The organism is Cellulomonas marina (assembly GCF_900111925.1).
GTDB classification, from domain to species: domain Bacteria; phylum Actinomycetota; class Actinomycetes; order Actinomycetales; family Cellulomonadaceae; genus Cellulomonas; species Cellulomonas marina.
The window spans coordinates 180,522-195,298 of the sequence record NZ_FOKA01000007.1 but is presented as its reverse complement, the minus strand read 5'-3'; the positions used below and the strand labels follow the sequence as shown (position 1 = coordinate 195,298).

13 protein-coding genes are annotated in these 14,777 nt (G+C 73.9%); 7 read left to right on the top strand and 6 right to left on the bottom strand.

Features of this window, described 5'->3' with window-relative positions; translation table 11 throughout:
- Positions 1–96: 96 nt before the first annotated feature.
- The 5 genes from rpsF to BM048_RS09640 all read left to right on the top strand — a co-directional run bounded on the left by rpsF (position 97) and on the right by BM048_RS09640 (position 3,852).
- Complete coding sequence (gene rpsF, locus BM048_RS09660; RefSeq protein WP_090032697.1) at positions 97–390, top strand: 30S ribosomal protein S6; 294 nt, start codon at positions 97–99, stop codon at positions 388–390.
- Between the two features lie 139 nt (positions 391–529).
- Positions 530–1,075 (top strand): single-stranded DNA-binding protein, encoded by a 546-nt coding sequence (locus BM048_RS09655; protein ID WP_090032695.1) that lies wholly within the window; start codon positions 530–532, stop codon positions 1,073–1,075.
- A 102-nt stretch (positions 1,076–1,177) separates the two neighbouring features.
- Entirely contained in the window at positions 1,178–1,414 is a 237-nt protein-coding gene (rpsR, locus tag BM048_RS09650) for a 30S ribosomal protein S18 (RefSeq protein WP_090032693.1), read from the top strand.
- A gap of 14 nt (positions 1,415–1,428) precedes the next feature.
- A complete protein-coding gene (rplI, locus tag BM048_RS09645; protein ID WP_090032692.1) occupies positions 1,429–1,878 on the top strand; it encodes a 50S ribosomal protein L9 in 450 nt (149 codons plus the stop codon).
- 195 nt (positions 1,879–2,073) lie between these two features.
- Positions 2,074–3,852 (top strand): BCCT family transporter, encoded by a 1,779-nt coding sequence (locus BM048_RS09640; RefSeq protein WP_090032690.1) that lies wholly within the window; start codon positions 2,074–2,076, stop codon positions 3,850–3,852.
- Between the two features lie 48 nt (positions 3,853–3,900).
- On the opposite strand, the gene BM048_RS09635 is transcribed toward BM048_RS09640, so the two are convergent.
- From BM048_RS09635 to BM048_RS09610, 6 genes are all read right to left on the bottom strand, one after another.
- Positions 3,901–4,620 carry an ABC transporter ATP-binding protein gene (locus tag BM048_RS09635; protein ID WP_090032689.1) on the bottom strand — a complete coding sequence of 240 codons (720 nt, stop codon included), beginning with the start codon at positions 4,618–4,620 and terminating at the stop codon, positions 3,901–3,903.
- Positions 4,607–5,602: an ABC transporter ATP-binding protein gene (locus tag BM048_RS09630; protein ID WP_090032687.1), complete on the bottom strand. Its 996-nt coding sequence runs from the start codon at positions 5,600–5,602 to the stop codon at positions 4,607–4,609. The genes BM048_RS09635 and BM048_RS09630 overlap by 14 nt, the downstream gene beginning before the upstream one ends.
- Entirely contained in the window at positions 5,599–6,855 is a 1,257-nt protein-coding gene (locus BM048_RS09625; RefSeq protein WP_090032685.1) for a branched-chain amino acid ABC transporter permease, read from the bottom strand. The genes BM048_RS09630 and BM048_RS09625 overlap by 4 nt, the downstream gene beginning before the upstream one ends.
- Entirely contained in the window at positions 6,852–7,892 is a 1,041-nt protein-coding gene (locus BM048_RS09620; RefSeq protein WP_090032683.1) for a branched-chain amino acid ABC transporter permease, read from the bottom strand. Before BM048_RS09620 ends, BM048_RS09625 begins: the two co-directional genes overlap by 4 nt.
- A 78-nt stretch (positions 7,893–7,970) precedes the next feature.
- Entirely contained in the window at positions 7,971–9,230 is a 1,260-nt protein-coding gene (locus BM048_RS09615) for a branched-chain amino acid ABC transporter substrate-binding protein (RefSeq protein WP_090032681.1), read from the bottom strand.
- A 310-nt stretch (positions 9,231–9,540) separates the two neighbouring features.
- Positions 9,541–10,833: an MATE family efflux transporter gene (locus BM048_RS09610; RefSeq protein ID WP_373308414.1), complete on the bottom strand. Its 1,293-nt coding sequence runs from the start codon at positions 10,831–10,833 to the stop codon at positions 9,541–9,543.
- Between the two features lie 436 nt (positions 10,834–11,269).
- Here BM048_RS09610 and dnaB point away from each other — a divergent pair, with 436 nt between their 5' ends.
- Complete coding sequence (gene dnaB / locus BM048_RS09605) at positions 11,270–12,616, top strand: replicative DNA helicase (protein ID WP_090032772.1); 1,347 nt, start codon at positions 11,270–11,272, stop codon at positions 12,614–12,616.
- A 204-nt stretch (positions 12,617–12,820) separates the two neighbouring features.
- Positions 12,821–14,572 (top strand): histidine kinase N-terminal 7TM domain-containing diguanylate cyclase, encoded by a 1,752-nt coding sequence (locus BM048_RS09600; RefSeq protein WP_090032679.1) that lies wholly within the window; start codon positions 12,821–12,823, stop codon positions 14,570–14,572.
- Positions 14,573–14,777 lie beyond the last annotated feature (205 nt).

Below are 14,777 nucleotides of genomic sequence, written 5' to 3'. Positions count from 1 at the left end.
CGCCTGCACCCCTGCCTCCCGGCCGGGACGGCGCCGCGACGCACACACCCTCCTGTCACGGACCGACCGTGACCGCCGAGACCAGAGGAGGTGGGTATGAGCCTGCGTCAGTACGAGATCATGATCATCCTCGACCCCGAGATCGAGGAGCGCACCGTCGCCCCGTCGCTCGACCGCTACCTGACCGTCGTCAAGACCGACGGCGGCAGCGTGGACAAGGTCGACATCTGGGGCCGCCGTCGCCTCGCCTACGACATCGCGAAGAAGTCCGAGGGCATCTACGCGGTCGTCGACTTCCAGGCGACCCCGGCCACGGCCAAGGAGCTCGACCGCCAGCTCGGCCTGAACGAGGCCGTCCTGCGCACGAAGGTCCTCCGCGCCGAGAAGTGACGTCGCACCGCCGGTCCTGGGGACGACCGTCCACGCGTGTGGGCGCCCGTCCCTAGGGTGACCGGCGGGGCCGCCCGCGGGCGGCCGTCGCACGTCCGTCGTCGCGTCGCAGGTCCAGCTCTCGGAGGGAGCAGCAGTCATGGCAGGAGAGACCGTCATCACGGTCATCGGGAACCTCACGGGTGACCCGGAGCTGCGGTTCACGCCCTCGGGCGCAGCCGTCGCCAACTTCACGGTGGCCTCGACCCCCCGCACGTTCGACCGCCAGTCGAACGAGTGGAAGGACGGGACCACGCTGTTCATGCGCTGCTCCATCTGGCGCGAGGCGGCCGAGCAGGTCGCCGAGTCGCTGACGAAGGGCACCCGCGTCATCGCGGTCGGCCGGCTCGTCCAGCGCGAGTACGAGACGCGCGAGGGCGAGAAGCGCACCGTCGTCGAGCTGCAGGTCGACGAGGTCGGCCCCTCCCTGCGCTACGCCTCGGCCAAGGTCACCCGGACCCAGCGGTCCGGTGGCGGCGGCGGGGGGTTCGGCGGCGGAGGTGGTGGCGGCTACGGCGGCGGCAGCGGAGGCGGCGGCTACGGCGGCGGCTCGTCCTCCGGCGGCGGCGGCCAGGCCGACGACCCGTGGGCCACGCCCGCGAGCGGCTCGTCCGGCGGCGGCTACTCCGACGAGCCCCCGTTCTGACCGACGTCCCCACCGGGTCGCGCCTGACGGGTGCGACCCACCCCTGACACCCACATCCCCGAGCACGGCAACGCTCGGGGCTCCAGCAGAAGGAGCACCGCGATGGCCAAGCCCGTCGTCCGCAAGCCCAAGAAGAAGCAGAACCCGCTCAAGGTCGCCAAGATCGACGTGGTCGACTACAAGGACACCGCGCTGCTGCGCAAGTTCATCTCCGACCGCGGGAAGATCCGTGCGCGCCGGGTGACCGGGGTGTCCGTGCAGGAGCAGCGCGCGATCGCCCGCGCCGTCAAGAACGCGCGCGAGATGGCCCTGCTGCCGTACTCGTCGTCGGCGCGCTGAGAGAGGGGACCACCATGGCCAAGCTCATCCTGACCCACGAGGTCACCGGTCTCGGTGCCCCCGGGGACGTCGTCGAGGTGAAGGACGGGTACGCCCGCAACTACCTCGTGCCCCGCGGCCTCGCCACGGCGTGGAGCAAGGGCGCCGAGAAGGACGTCTCCGCCATCCGCAAGGCCCGCAAGGCGCGCGAGATCGCGACGCTCGACGAGGCGCGCGCCACGCGCGACTCCCTGCAGTCCCGGCCGGTCGTCGTGCGGGCCACCGCCGGTGCCGGCGGGCGGCTGTTCGGCGCGGTGACGACCGCCGACATCGCCGCCGCGGTGACGGAGGCCGGCGCGCCCGCGGTCGACCGCCGCAAGATCGAGATCGCCCAGCCCATCAAGGCCACGGGCGAGTACAAGGTGTCCGTCCGGCTGCACGCCGAGGTCGCCGCCACGGTGACCGTCAAGGTCGTCGCGGCCTGACACCCGCAGCACCCACCGGCACCGGGGACCTGCTCCCCGGGCGCCGGTGACGACGACGCCCCGCCGTCCTCCTGGACGGCGGGGCGTCGTGCTGCCGGGCGGCGTACGGTGTCGGCACCTACGGCGCGCGTCGAGACCCGGCAGCGAGGCCGTCGTCCTGGCGGTCGGCACCCCGCTCCCGGCCGGAGAGAACCCATGAGCCAGACCCACGCCGCACCCCGCCCGTCCGTCGCCCGCCGGGTCTTCTGGCCGGCCGCGGTGCTCACCGTCTCGGCGGCCCTCGCCGCGATCCTCGCGCCCCGCGCCGTCGGCGGTGCGCTGTCCGCGGTGCAGGGGTCGATCGTCCGCGGCTTCAGCTGGTACTACGTCCTCGTCGTGGCGTTCTTCGTCGCCATGAGCCTGTGGTTCGGCTTCGGCCGGCACGGCGACCTGCGGCTCGGGCGCGACGACGACACACCGGAGTTCAGCACCCGTTCCTGGTTCGCCCTGCTCTTCGCCGCGGGGATGGGGATCGGCCTCGTGTTCTACGGCGTGAGCGAGCCCCTCAGCCACTTCGCGTCCCCGCGCCCCGGTGTCACCGGCACCCCCTCGGAGCTCGCGCAGCAGGCCCTGGCGCAGACCTACCTGCACTGGGGGCTGCACGCCTGGGCGATCTACGTCGTGGTGGGTCTCGCCCTCGCGTACGCCATCCACCGGCGCGGCCGGCCGGTCTCGATCCGGTGGGCGCTCGAGCCCCTGCTCGGTCGCCGGGTGCGGGGCGGCTGGGGCGACCTCGTCGACGTCGTGGCCCTGGTCGGCACCCTGTTCGGCGTCGCGACGTCGCTCGGCTTCGGCGTCGTGCAGATCAGCTCCGGCCTCAGCAGCATCGGCCTGCTGCAGGTGAGCACCGGGCTGCAGGTCGTCCTCACCGGCGTCACCACGCTGGCCGTGCTGGCCTCGGTCCTGTCGGGCGTGACACGGGCCATGAAGTGGCTCTCGAACGCGAACCTCGTGCTCGCGGGGCTGCTCGTCGTGGTGGTGCTCGTCGCCGGGCCGACGCTGTTCCTGCTCCGGGACCTCGTGCAGGGCATCGGCGTGTACCTGCAGAACGTGGTCGGCGTGTCCTTCCACGTCACCGCGTTCCGTGGCGCTGCCGGGGAGGCGTGGCAGGCGTCCTGGACGAGCTTCTACTGGGGCTGGTGGATCTCCTGGGCGCCCTTCGTCGGCATCTTCATCGCCCGCATCTCGCGGGGGCGGACCGTGCGGCAGTTCGTGCTCGGCGTGCTGCTCGTGCCCACGCTGGTGACGTTCGTGTGGTTCGCGGTGCTCGGTGGGACGGCGCTGCACCGCGAGGTGTTCGGCGAGGGCGGTCTGGTGGGTGCGGACGGCACCGTGGACCTCGAGGGCGCCCTGTTCGCGGTGCTGCAGACGCTGCCCGCGGGGCCGGCGCTCGTGGTCGGGGCGATCGTGCTCGTCGCGCTCTTCTTCGTCACCTCGTCCGACTCCGGCGCGCTGGTCATGGCGATGATCGCGAGCGGCGGCGAGATCGAGCCCCGGCGCTGGGTGCGCGTGTTCTTCGTGCTCGTCTCCGCGCTGCTGGCCGTGGCCCTCCTGCTCTCCGGGGGTCTCGGCGCGCTGCAGACGGCGGCGATCATCATCGCGCTGCCCTTCAGCGTCGTCATGCTCCTCATCTGCTGGGCCACCGTGCGCGCGTTCGGCCGCGAGGCGCGCGCGTACGAGCGGGCACGCCGGGCGGCGCTCGTCGACCACATCGGCGAGTACGACGGCCTCGAGGTCGAGGGGGCGACGGTGGTCGACGTCTCGCCCGCCGACGGTGGTCGACGTCTCCCCGGCCTCCGTCGCCGGCTGCGGCCGGCACGTGCTGCCGTACCGCAGGCCGCGACGGACGACTCCTCCGCCGTCGACGACGGGGGCCGCGAGCGGGGCGCGACGGCTGTGCCGGCGACCGGGGCCGGCCCGAGCGGCACCGCCTGACCGTCGTGCGGGACGGGTCCCGCGCGACGGCGCGCGGGACCCGCCCCCCTAGGCGACGCCCAGGTAGGCCTCCTTGACGGCCGGGTCGGCGAGGAGGTCCTTGCCGGCGCCGGTCTTGATGACCTCGCCCGTCTCGAGGATGTACGCGCGGTGCGAGCGCGACAGCGCCTGCTGCGCGTTCTGCTCGACGAGGAGGATGGTCGTGCCCTCGCCGTTGATCTCGGAGATGATCCGGAAGATCTGCTGGATGACCAGCGGCGCGAGGCCCATCGACGGCTCGTCGAGCAGCAGGAGCCGCGGGCGGGCCATGAGCGCGCGGCCGATCGCGACCATCTGCTGCTCGCCGCCGGACAGCGTCCCGCCGAGCTGGTCCTTGCGCTCGCGCAGGCGCGGGAACAGCTCGAGGACGTGCTCGAGCATCTCGTCGTGCGCGGCCCTCGTCGGGAACGTGCGCGAGTAGCAGCCCATCTCGAGGTTCTCGAGGACCGTCATTCCCGGGAACACGCCGCGGCCCTCGGGCGCCTGGACGATGCCGAGGTTGACGCGGTCGTGCGCCTTCACCCTGGCGATGTCCTGGCCGTCGAACCACACCGATCCGCGCGACAGCGGCCGGACGCCGGAGACCGCACGCATCGTCGTCGTCTTGCCTGCGCCGTTGGCGCCGATGAGGGTGACGAGCTCACCCTCCTCCACCGTCAGCGAGATGCCGCGGACGGCCTCGATGCGGCCGTAGGAGACCGTCAGGTCCTTGAGCTCAAGCAGTGGCATCGTCGGGGACCCCCAGGTAGGCGGCGATGACGGCCGGGTCGGCGGAGACGTCGCGCGGCAGGCCGTCGGCGATCTTGCGGCCGAACTCGAGCACCACGACCCGGTCGGTCACGCCCATGACGAGGCGCATGTCGTGCTCGATGAGCAGGACGGTGTAGCCGTCGTCGCGGATCTTGCGGATGAGCTCCATGAGCTCGACCTTCTCGGCCGGGTTGAACCCGGCGGCCGGCTCGTCGAGGCAGAGGAGCTTGGGCTCGGTGGCCAGCGCCCGGGCGATCTCGAGGCGACGCTGGTCGCCGTACGGCAGGTTGCGGGCCTGCTGGGTGGCGCGCTTGCCGACCCCGACGAACTCGAGGAGGGCCATCGCGCGGTCGAGGGCGTCGCGCTCCTCGGCGCGGTGCCGCTTGGAGCGGAAGACCGCCCCCGGCACGGAGGTCCGGTGCCGCGCGTCGGTGCCCACCACCACGTTCTCCAGCGCCGTCATGTCGCTGAAGAGCCGGATGTTCTGGAAGGTGCGCGCGATGCCGAGGCGCGTGATCTCGTTGCGCTTGATCTTCCCCAGGGGCTTGCCGTCGAAGACGACCTGGCCCTCGGTGGGCCGGTAGACGCCGGTCATCGCGTTGAAGCACGTCGTCTTGCCGGCGCCGTTGGGGCCGATGAGGCCGAGGATCTCGCCGCGGCGGATGTCGAAGGTGACGGCGTCCAGGGCGGTGAGGCCGCCGAACCGCATCGTCACGCCCTGCATCTGCAGCAGCGGCTCGCCCACCTCGGCGCGGATGTCGCGGTCGGGGGCGACGATCTCCGCGACGACGGCCTCGTCGGCCAGCTCGGGGTGGACGTCGGCGACGTCGAACGCGGCCGGCGGCTCCACCCCGCCGTCGGGCAGGTACTGCTCCGGCGTCTGGCGGTTCGCGCGCCCCGGGTCGCCGAGGTGCTCGTCGCCGTGCTCGGAACCGGCGGCCATGCCTCCGGGCTGGGTCATCGGGCACCTCCGGGCCGGTCGGTCGTCGTCGCCGCGGCGGTGCCCGCGCCGCGGCCCGCGAGGGCCGTGGCCGCCTTGCGGGCCATGACGTAGACCTCGCGGCCGTACGTCAGCAGCTTCTGCCGCGCGGGGAACAGGCCCTGCGGCCGGAACACCATGAGCACCATGAGCGCGACGCCGAAGAACAGGTAGCGGTAGTTGGCGATCGCGTTGCCGTCGATCGGGATGCCGAACAGCTCGGTGCGCCCGAGGAAGAAGTTCGGCAGGTAGACCACCGCGAACGCCCCGAGGATGACGCCGAGCTTGTTGCCCTGGCCGCCGAGGACGACGGCGCAGAGGAACAGCATCGAGTTGATGACGTTGAACGTCGTCGGCACGACGAACTGCACCTGGCCCGCGTACAGCGCCCCGGACAGGCCGCCGATGGAGGCGCCGATGAGGAATGCCCACAGCTTGAACTTGAAGGTGGGCACGCCCATGATCTCGGCCGCGTCCTCGTCCTCGCGGATGGCCACCCAGGCCCGGCCGACGCGGGAGCGCTCGAGGTTCCCCACGATCACGAGCACCACGACGATGAGCACGAGGCTCAGCCAGAACCAGAAGGTGCCGGAGTTGAACGGCACCGCGGTGTTGCCGGCGGAGAAGATGCCGTTGGGCCGCGTCTCGGACTGCGCGACGACCGGGTAGGCGATCTGGTTGAGGCCGCGCCCTCCGCCCGTCACGGTCGACAGGTTGTCGGCCAGGAGCCGGACGATCTCGCCGAAGCCGAGGGTGACGATCGCCAGGTAGTCCCCGCGCAGCCGCAGGGTCGGCGTGCCGAGGATCAGCCCCGAGACCGCGGTGACCGCCACGGCGAGCGGCAGGGCCGCCAGCCACGCCCAGTCCCGCGACAGCCAGTCGTCCGTGGCGTTCCACGGGCTGCTCGGGCTGGTCAGCAGGCCGACGGTGTAGGCGCCGATGGCGTAGAAGCCCACGTAGCCGAGGTCGAGCAGGCCGGCCTGGCCGACGACCACGTTGAGCCCGATCGCGAGGAGCGCGTACATGCCGAACTGCGCGAGCACGCCGCCGAAGTCCGTGCCGACGGTCGTGAGGACCGGCGGTCGCAGGACCGGCAGCAGGGCGATGAGCAGGACGCCGACGACGCCGACGACCCACTGGGCCTGCCGGGGCAGGGCGTCCCACCACAGGCGGACGCGGTCGCCGACGCCCAGGTGGGGTGCGGCGGGGGCGGTGGTGGTGAGCTCGGTGCTCATGCGCGTGCCTTCCCGAGGGACTCGCCCAGGATGCCGGTGGGCCGGAACATGAGGACGAGGATGAGCAGGACGAACGCCACGACGTCGCGCCACTCGGTGCCGAACAGGGCCTGGCCGTAGAGCTCCATCACGCCGAGGAGCAGGCCGCCGAGCAGCGCGCCGCGCAGGTTGCCGATGCCGCCGAGGACGGCGGCGGAGAACGCCTTGATGCCGAGGATGAAGCCGCCGGAGTAGATGATGCCGCTGGGCACGCGGAGCGTGTAGAGCAGCGCCGCGGCGCCGGCGAGCACGCCGCCGATGAGGAACGTCAGCATGATGACGCGCTCGCGGGACACACCCATGAGCGTGGCCGTCACCGGGTCCTGCGCCACGGCCCGGATGCCGCGGCCGAACTTCGTCGCGTTGACGAACCGGTCGACGGCGAAGGCGAGGACGAGGGCGGACGCGACGATGACGAGGTCGACGTTCGAGACCCGTGCGCCGAAGACCTCGAACTGCGTCGCGGGCTGCACGAGGCGGATGGGCTGCTGGGCGTTGACGCCGCCGAGGGTGTTGCCGGTCAGGCTCGGGAGCACGAAGTGCACGAACTCCTGGATGACGAACGACGCGCCGATGGCGGTGATGAGGAAGACGAGCGGCGGCGCCCCGCGCCGGCGCAGCGGCCGGTAGGCGATCCGCTCGAGGCCCACGGCAGCGCCGCCGGAGACCACCATGCCGCCGACCATGGCGACGGCGAGGAAGACGATCGTGAGCAGCACGCCCTGCTGGTAGACGTCGCCGCTGGGGTTGAAGCCGAGCAGCATGAGCGTCGCGTACTGCCCGAACATGCCGAGCATGAAGATCTCGGAGTGCGCGAAGTTGATGAGGCGCAGCACGCCGTACACGAGCGTGTAGCCGACGGCGACGAGCGCGTAGATCGAGCCGTAGGTCAGGCCGCTGACCGTCAGCGACCAGAAGTTGCGGCCGAGGGCGCCGACGTTGAAGTCGATGACGCCGTCCGCGAGCACCTGGCCGCCGGCCAGGACGAGTGCACTCATCGTGCTCCTTCGCAGGGGTGGAGAGGTCGGACGCGCGACGACGGCCGGGCCCCGGAGGACCCGGCCGCCGCCGTCAGGTCACTGGACCTCGTAGAGCCACGTGGTCGTCGAGGCGAGCTCGCCCGTGGAGTCCCACTCGTAGGGCTTGGCGAGGCCGACGCCCGAGTAGGAGGAGACGAACTCGACGAGCCCGGCCCGGTCGGACACGCCGGAGTCGATGCCCTTGAGCATGATCGTCGCCAGGTCGTAGCCCTCGACCGAGTAGACGCCGGGCGCCTGGCCGAACGCCGCCTCGTAGTCCGCCGCGAACGGCTCGGGGGCCGGGCCGCACGGGCAGGACAGGTAGGCGCCCTCGGAGTCCGAGCCGGCCTGGGAGACGAACTGCGCGTCGTTGGAGCCGTCGCCGGAGGCGAAGGCCGCCTCGACGCCGCCGGAGCGCAGCTGGGACAGCAGCGGGGCGGCCTCGGCGTAGTAGCCGGCGTAGTAGACGGCGTCGGGGGCGGCGTCCGCGATGATCTGGACCGTCGCGGAGAAGTCCTTGTCACCCGTCTTGACCTCGGCGGCGCAGTCGGGGTTCGCCGCCTCGCCGAGCGTCTCGGTGACGACCTCGGCGAGGCCGATGCCGTAGTCGGAGTCGTCCTGGACGACGCAGACCGTGCTGAAGCCGAGCTCGCCCGTCAGGTAGTTGGCGACCGCCGCACCCTGCGAGTTGTCGTTGCCCAGGCCGCGGAAGAAGTTCGTCCACCCGTTCTGGGTGAGCGAGGGGTTCGTCGCCGAGGCCGTGAGCGAGAGCAGGTTGGCCTGGTTGAAGATCGGGCCGGTCGCGTTCGTCTCGCCCGAGAAGGCCGGGCCGAGCAGGCCGATGACCGAGGTGTCGGAGACGATCGTCGGCGCCACCTGCGTGGCGGCCTGCGGGTCGCCCTGCGTGTCGAACTGCTTGATCTCGACCTGGCAGTCGGGGTTGGCCTCGTTGTGCTGGTCCACCGCGAGGGTGGCGCCGTTGAGGATGTTCGTGCCGAGGGCCGCGTTCGGGCCGGTCAGGGCGCCGGCCATCGCGATGGCGATGCCCGAGCAGGACGCGGAGCCGTCGCCGGCCGGGTCGGCGGCCTCGCTGCCGTCGCCCGCCGCCTCGACCTCGGCACCCTCGGCGTCGACCTGGACGAGCGGCTGGATCGACAGGTCGGCGGCGCTGGTGCCGCCGCCCTCGGCCGCCGAGCCCGAGGCCGTCGGGTCGGCCTCCGTGCCGCCGGTGGTGGAGCGGTCGGCGCAGCCCGCGACCGCGAGACCGGCCGCCAGCACGAGCGCGAGACCCGCGACCCGGGGGGTGCGTGTGCGCATGGGGGAACCTCCATCAGTTCGTCGTCCGCCGGCAGGGGCGGCACGATCCGGCACCGCGTGCCGGGCTGTGGCGCAACTTAGGCGTGCTGCGTTTCGGGACCGTTAATGGGACACGGGTGACGGTCTCGTCCCGGACACGGTTGGGTCACACTCCCATATCGGTCGCGCCGTGACGATCACCCACCTGGGGCTCGACGACGCGCGCCGTCCCGACATGTGGCACCCGTCACACGCCATGCGGACCGCGTCCGCACCCGGACGGGTGGCGGACCCGTCCCCGATGAGCGCCGGCGGCGCTCGTCGTCGGCCCTCACGCGGCGCCGAGCCGGTACCAGCCCGTGCCCCGGGCCCGCACGCCGGTCGTGACCGCCCGCGCGAGCATGAACAGGCCTGCGAAGGCGGCCCAGGACCACGCGAGCCCGGCGGCGCCGTGGGGCGCCAGCCGCAGCACGGCGACTGCGGCGGGCGCGTACACGACGAGGGTCACGACCCCGGCCACGGCGAGGTAGCGGCCGTCCCCGGCGCCGATGAGCACCCCGTCGAGGACGAACACCCAGCCGGCGACGGGCAGCGACACCGCGACGACGAGGAGCCCGAGGGTGGCCGCGGCCCGCACCTCGTCGTCGGCGGAGAACAGGCGCGCCAGCACGGGGGCGAGCCCGCCGACCACGAGCCCGAGCACCACGCCCGCCCCGACGCCCCAGCGCAGGCAGCGGGTCAGGACGGCACGGGCGCGGTCCGGGTCGGCGGCGCCGAGCGCGTGCCCGACGAGCGCCTGCGCGGCGATGGCGAGGGCGTCGAGCGCGAAGGCCGTCAGGCCCCACACCGCCGCCACGACGCCGTGCCCGGCCAGCGCCACGGGCCCGAGCGCCGTGGCGACCGCCGCGGCGAGCAGGACGGCCGCGCGCAGCGTGAGGGTGCGGACCAGCAGCGGCACGCCCGCCCGGGCGTGACCGAGCACGCCGGCGCGGCCGGGCAGGAGGGCGGTGCCCGCCCGCCGGGCACCGCGGAGCACGACGAGGCCGAGCGCGGCCCCCATGAGCAGCTGCGTCACCGCCGTGGCGGCGCCCGACCCGGCGACGCCCCGGTCCAGCCCGAGCGCCAGGGCGACGCACAGCACCGCGTTGAGCGCCGCGCCGGACGCGGCGACGACGAGCGGCGTGCGCGTGTCCCGGAGCCCGCGGAGGGCGCCGGTGGCGGCGAGCACGACGAGCATCCCCGGCAGCCCGGGGGCCGACCAGCGCAGGTAGGCGACGGCGGCCGTCGCGACGTCGCCCCGGGCGCCGAGCGCGGCGACGAGCCACGGGGCCGCGGGCACGAGCACGGCCGCCAGCACGACGCCGAGCCCGAGGGCGAGCCAGAGGCCGTCGACGCCCAGCCGCATCGCGCCGGCCGCGTCCCCCGCGCCCGAGCGCCGGGCCACGGCCGCCGTGGTCGCGTAGGCGAGCACGACGCACAGGCCGACGACGGTCACGAGCACCGTGGAGGCGAGCGCGAGCCCGGCCAGCGGCGCGGTGCCGAGGCTGCCGACCACGGCGGTGTCGACGAGGACGAACAGGGGCTCGGCGACGAGGGCGCCCAGCGCGGGGACGGCCAGGGCCACGATCTCGCGGTCGACCGACGGCGTGTGTCCAGCAGGTGGGATGGTCGGCCGTCCTCTCGGGTCCACAGCGGTGCACGGTCCCGCCGCACGTCAGCGGCGTCCGGCGGCGGTCGTCGGTGTCGTCGTCCACACCGCCGTCCACGTCCTGTGGACGGAGCGGAGCGGCGGACGCCCTCCGGTCCACACGCCGTCCACATCTGCGTCCACAGGGCTGTTTGTGGGGCCGGCGGCGACGCACCTAGCCTGCCAGCCGTCGTCCGGTCGTCGGGCCCGCGGGTGCCGGTGGTGCCCGGGTCGGGGCACGCGAGGTGTCCCGGCGGCGCTGCCGGTGGCGTGTCGGTGGGCGGGGGTAGAACCGCACCGGCGGTGGCCGCCGAGGCGGTCCGGGGACGAGCGGAGGGTGGGGCGCGTGACGATCGAGGACCACGAGCTGGGGATGCAGTCCCCGGCGCGGAACGGCGGCGGCTTCGACCGCACCCCGCCGCAGGACCTCGACGCGGAGCGCAGCGTCCTCGGCGGGATGATGATCTCCAAGGACGCCATCGCGGACGTCGTGGAGCAGCTGCGCGGCACTGACTTCTACCGCCCCTCCCACGAGGCGGTGTACGACGCGATCCTCGACCTGTACGGCCGCGGGGAGCCGGCGGACGCCGTCACCGTGGCCGACGAGCTGTCCAAGCGGGGGGACCTGACCCGCATCGGCGGCGCCCCGTACCTGCACACCCTCATCGCGAGCGTCCCCACCGCCGCGAACGCCGGGTACTACGCGCGGATCGTGCGGGAGCGCGCGGTGCTGCGCAAGCTCGTCGAGGCGGGCACGCGCATCGTCCAGCTCGGCTACGCCACGGACGGCGGCGACGTCGACGAGCTGGTCAACAACGCCCAGGCCGAGGTCTACGCCGTCACCGAGCGCCGCAGCTCGGAGGACTACCTGCCGCTGCGCGACATCATCAACGGCACCGTCGACGAGATCGAGGCGGCCAGCCACCGCGGCGAGGGCATGGTCGGCGTCCCGACGGGATTCGCCGACCTCGACCGCCTGACGAACGGCCTGCATTCCGGGCAGATGATTGTTATTGCAGCGAGACCTGCAATTGGCAAAAGTACCATAGGAATAGATATTGTCCGCGCCGCGGCAATTCACAATAACATGACGGCCGTGATCTTCTCGCTCGAGATGAGCCGGAACGAGATCACGATGCGCATGCTGTCGGCCGAGGCACGGGTGCACTTGCAGCGCATGCGGTCCGGGCAGATGGGCGAGGACGACTGGTCCCGGATCGCGACGACGACGGGCCGGATCTCCGAGGCGCCGCTGTTCATCGACGACTCGCCGAACATGTCGCTCATGGAGATCCGCGCCAAGTGCCGGCGGCTCAAGCAGCGCCACGACCTCAAGCTCGTCGTCATCGACTACCTCCAGCTCATGACCTCGGGCAAGCGCGTCGAGAGCCGCCAGCAGGAGGTCTCGGAGTTCTCCCGCGCCCTCAAGCTGCTGGCCAAGGAGCTCGAGGTCCCGGTCATCGCGATCTCGCAGCTCAACCGTGGTCCGGAGCAGCGCACCGACAAGAAGCCGGCGATGAGCGACCTGCGCGAGTCGGGCTCCATCGAGCAGGACGCCGACATGGTGATCCTCCTGCACCGCGAGGACGCCTACGAGAAGGAGTCCCCCCGCGCCGGCGAGGCCGACCTCATCGTCGCCAAGCACCGCAACGGCCCGACGGCCACGCTCACCGTGGCGTTCCAGGGCCACTTCTCGCGCTTCGTCGACATGCAGGTCTGAGGACCGCGCGGCGGATGACACGTCGCCCGTCAGGGCTGACCGTGGTCCGGGTTCGACCGGGTGCGTCCCGCCGCCGGCTCCTCAGCGTGCCGGTGGCCCTGCCGATCGGACCGGGGAGCCGTGCGGAGGCGCGGCGGCCCGGCCCTGGTCGGCGGTGAGCACCGCGCGCGGGGCTGCACGGACGAGCGGTGATCGGGAGGTGGCGTGCCGGACGGGGTGGTGCTGACCTTCGCGCTCGCGGCCGTCGTCGCCGTGGGCGTCGCGGTCGTCGCGTGGCGGCGCCGGGCGCGCACGCCGGCGGCGGGGGTCCTGACGGCCGTGTCGCTGGGCGTCGCGCTGTGGTCGCTGGCGTCCGCGGGGCGTCTCGTCGCGCCGAGCGCGGACGCGTTCCTCGTCGCGCGCGGGCTGCAGTTCGCCGGCGTCTACGGGACGGCCGCGGCCCTGTGGTGCCTGGCGCGGGCGGGCACGCGCCCCGGCTGGCGGGTGTCCCGCCGGACGCTGGCGGCCCTCGCGCTGCCGGCCGTCGCCCTGCTGGCGCTCTGGGCGACGAACGGCCTGCACGAGGTCATGGCCGCGGACACGATCGACCCCGCGCACCCGGACACGCTCGTCGACCGTCCGCGAGCCGGCTTCTGGCTGGGGCTCGCGTGGGCCTACGGCCTCATGGTCGCGGCGACGGGGTCGCTGCTGCGCTCGTGGCGGCGTGCGGGCTGGTACGAGCGCCGGCAGCTGCGCACCCTCGTGGTCTCGACGATGCCGCCCGTCGTCGTCTCGCTCGTGCCGGTGGTGGCGTCGGCGACGGGTCGGCCGGTCGTCGACTGGACGCCGCTGGGGTTCCTCGTCACCGCCCTCCTGTGCACCTGGGCGCTCACCCGGCAGGGCTGGACGAGCATCCTGCCGGTCGCCCGGGCCCAGGTCCTCGAGGAGATCGCCGACGCGGTGGCGGTCGTCGACCGCGCCGGGGTGCTCGTCGACCTCAACCGGGAGGCGACGCGGCTGGCGCGGATGGTGCGACCCGGGCTGGCCGAGCCGTTCGTCGGGCGGCCCGCGACCGACGTGCTGTCCGGCGACGTGCTGGAGCCGCCGGGGCCGGACGGCGAGGGCCGGCTGACGGTCGCCCTCGCACCCGACCTGCACGTCGACGCGCGCACCTCCGTCCTCGCCGACGCGCGCGGGCGGGACCTCGGCCGCGTCGTGGTCGTCCGCGACGTCACGGCCACCGAGCTGCGCCGCGCCCGGCTCGAGGACGCCACGGCCCGGCTGCGCGCGCAGGGCGAGGTGCTCCTCGCGGCCAACGCGCGCCTGACCGACCAGCTCGCGGTCAACGCGGTGCTGCGCGAGCGGCTGGCCGAGGACGCCGCGCGCGACCCCCTCACGGGCGTGCACAACCGGCGGGGGCTCGAGCCCGCGCTCGCGGCCGCCCTCGCGGAGGCGCGCGGACTCCGATCGGCGGCGTCGGTCCTCCTCGTGGACCTCGACCACTTCAAGGAGGTCAACGACCGGCACGGCCACGAGGCGGGCGACCGGGTGCTGCGCGCGGTCTCCGCCGCCCTCGTCGACGCGGCGGGCGGGCCTGGCACGGTGGTCCGGCTCGGCGGGGAGGAGTTCGTCGTCGTCCTGCCGGCGACGGACCGCCGCGCCGCCCTCCGCCGCGCGGAGGACCTGCGCGCCGCGTGCGCCCGCCTGCGTGTCCCGCTGCGCCGGGAGGACGTCGTGTCCCCCGCTCCGACCGTCCCCACCGCCCCGGTCGCACCGGTCGGCGTGGCCCCGGTCGCCCGGTCCACCCCCGCGCCCGCTCCCACGATCGGCGTGACGGTGTCGGTCGGCGTGGCCACCGGTCCGGGCGACGGGGAGACGCCGGACGCGCTCCTCGCCGCCGCCGACGCCGCGCTGTACGCCGCGAAGGCCGCCGGCCGGGACGTCGTCGTCGCCGCCTCCGCCGCCTCGCCCCGCTGACGGCGCCGCGCCGCGCCGCGCCGCGCCGTCGCGCTCCCGCCCGCCGCGCACCGGTGCCCGACCCGTCAGCCGTCGCCGCGTCCCTGGGGGTGACGGCCGCCGGTGCCCCTCTCGGACGGGGCGCGGGCCCCGATGGGAGGGGCGTCGTGCGCGGTCGAGCCACCCGTGCCGTGCCGGCACCCTGCGCGCCCGCGTCCGGCCGGTG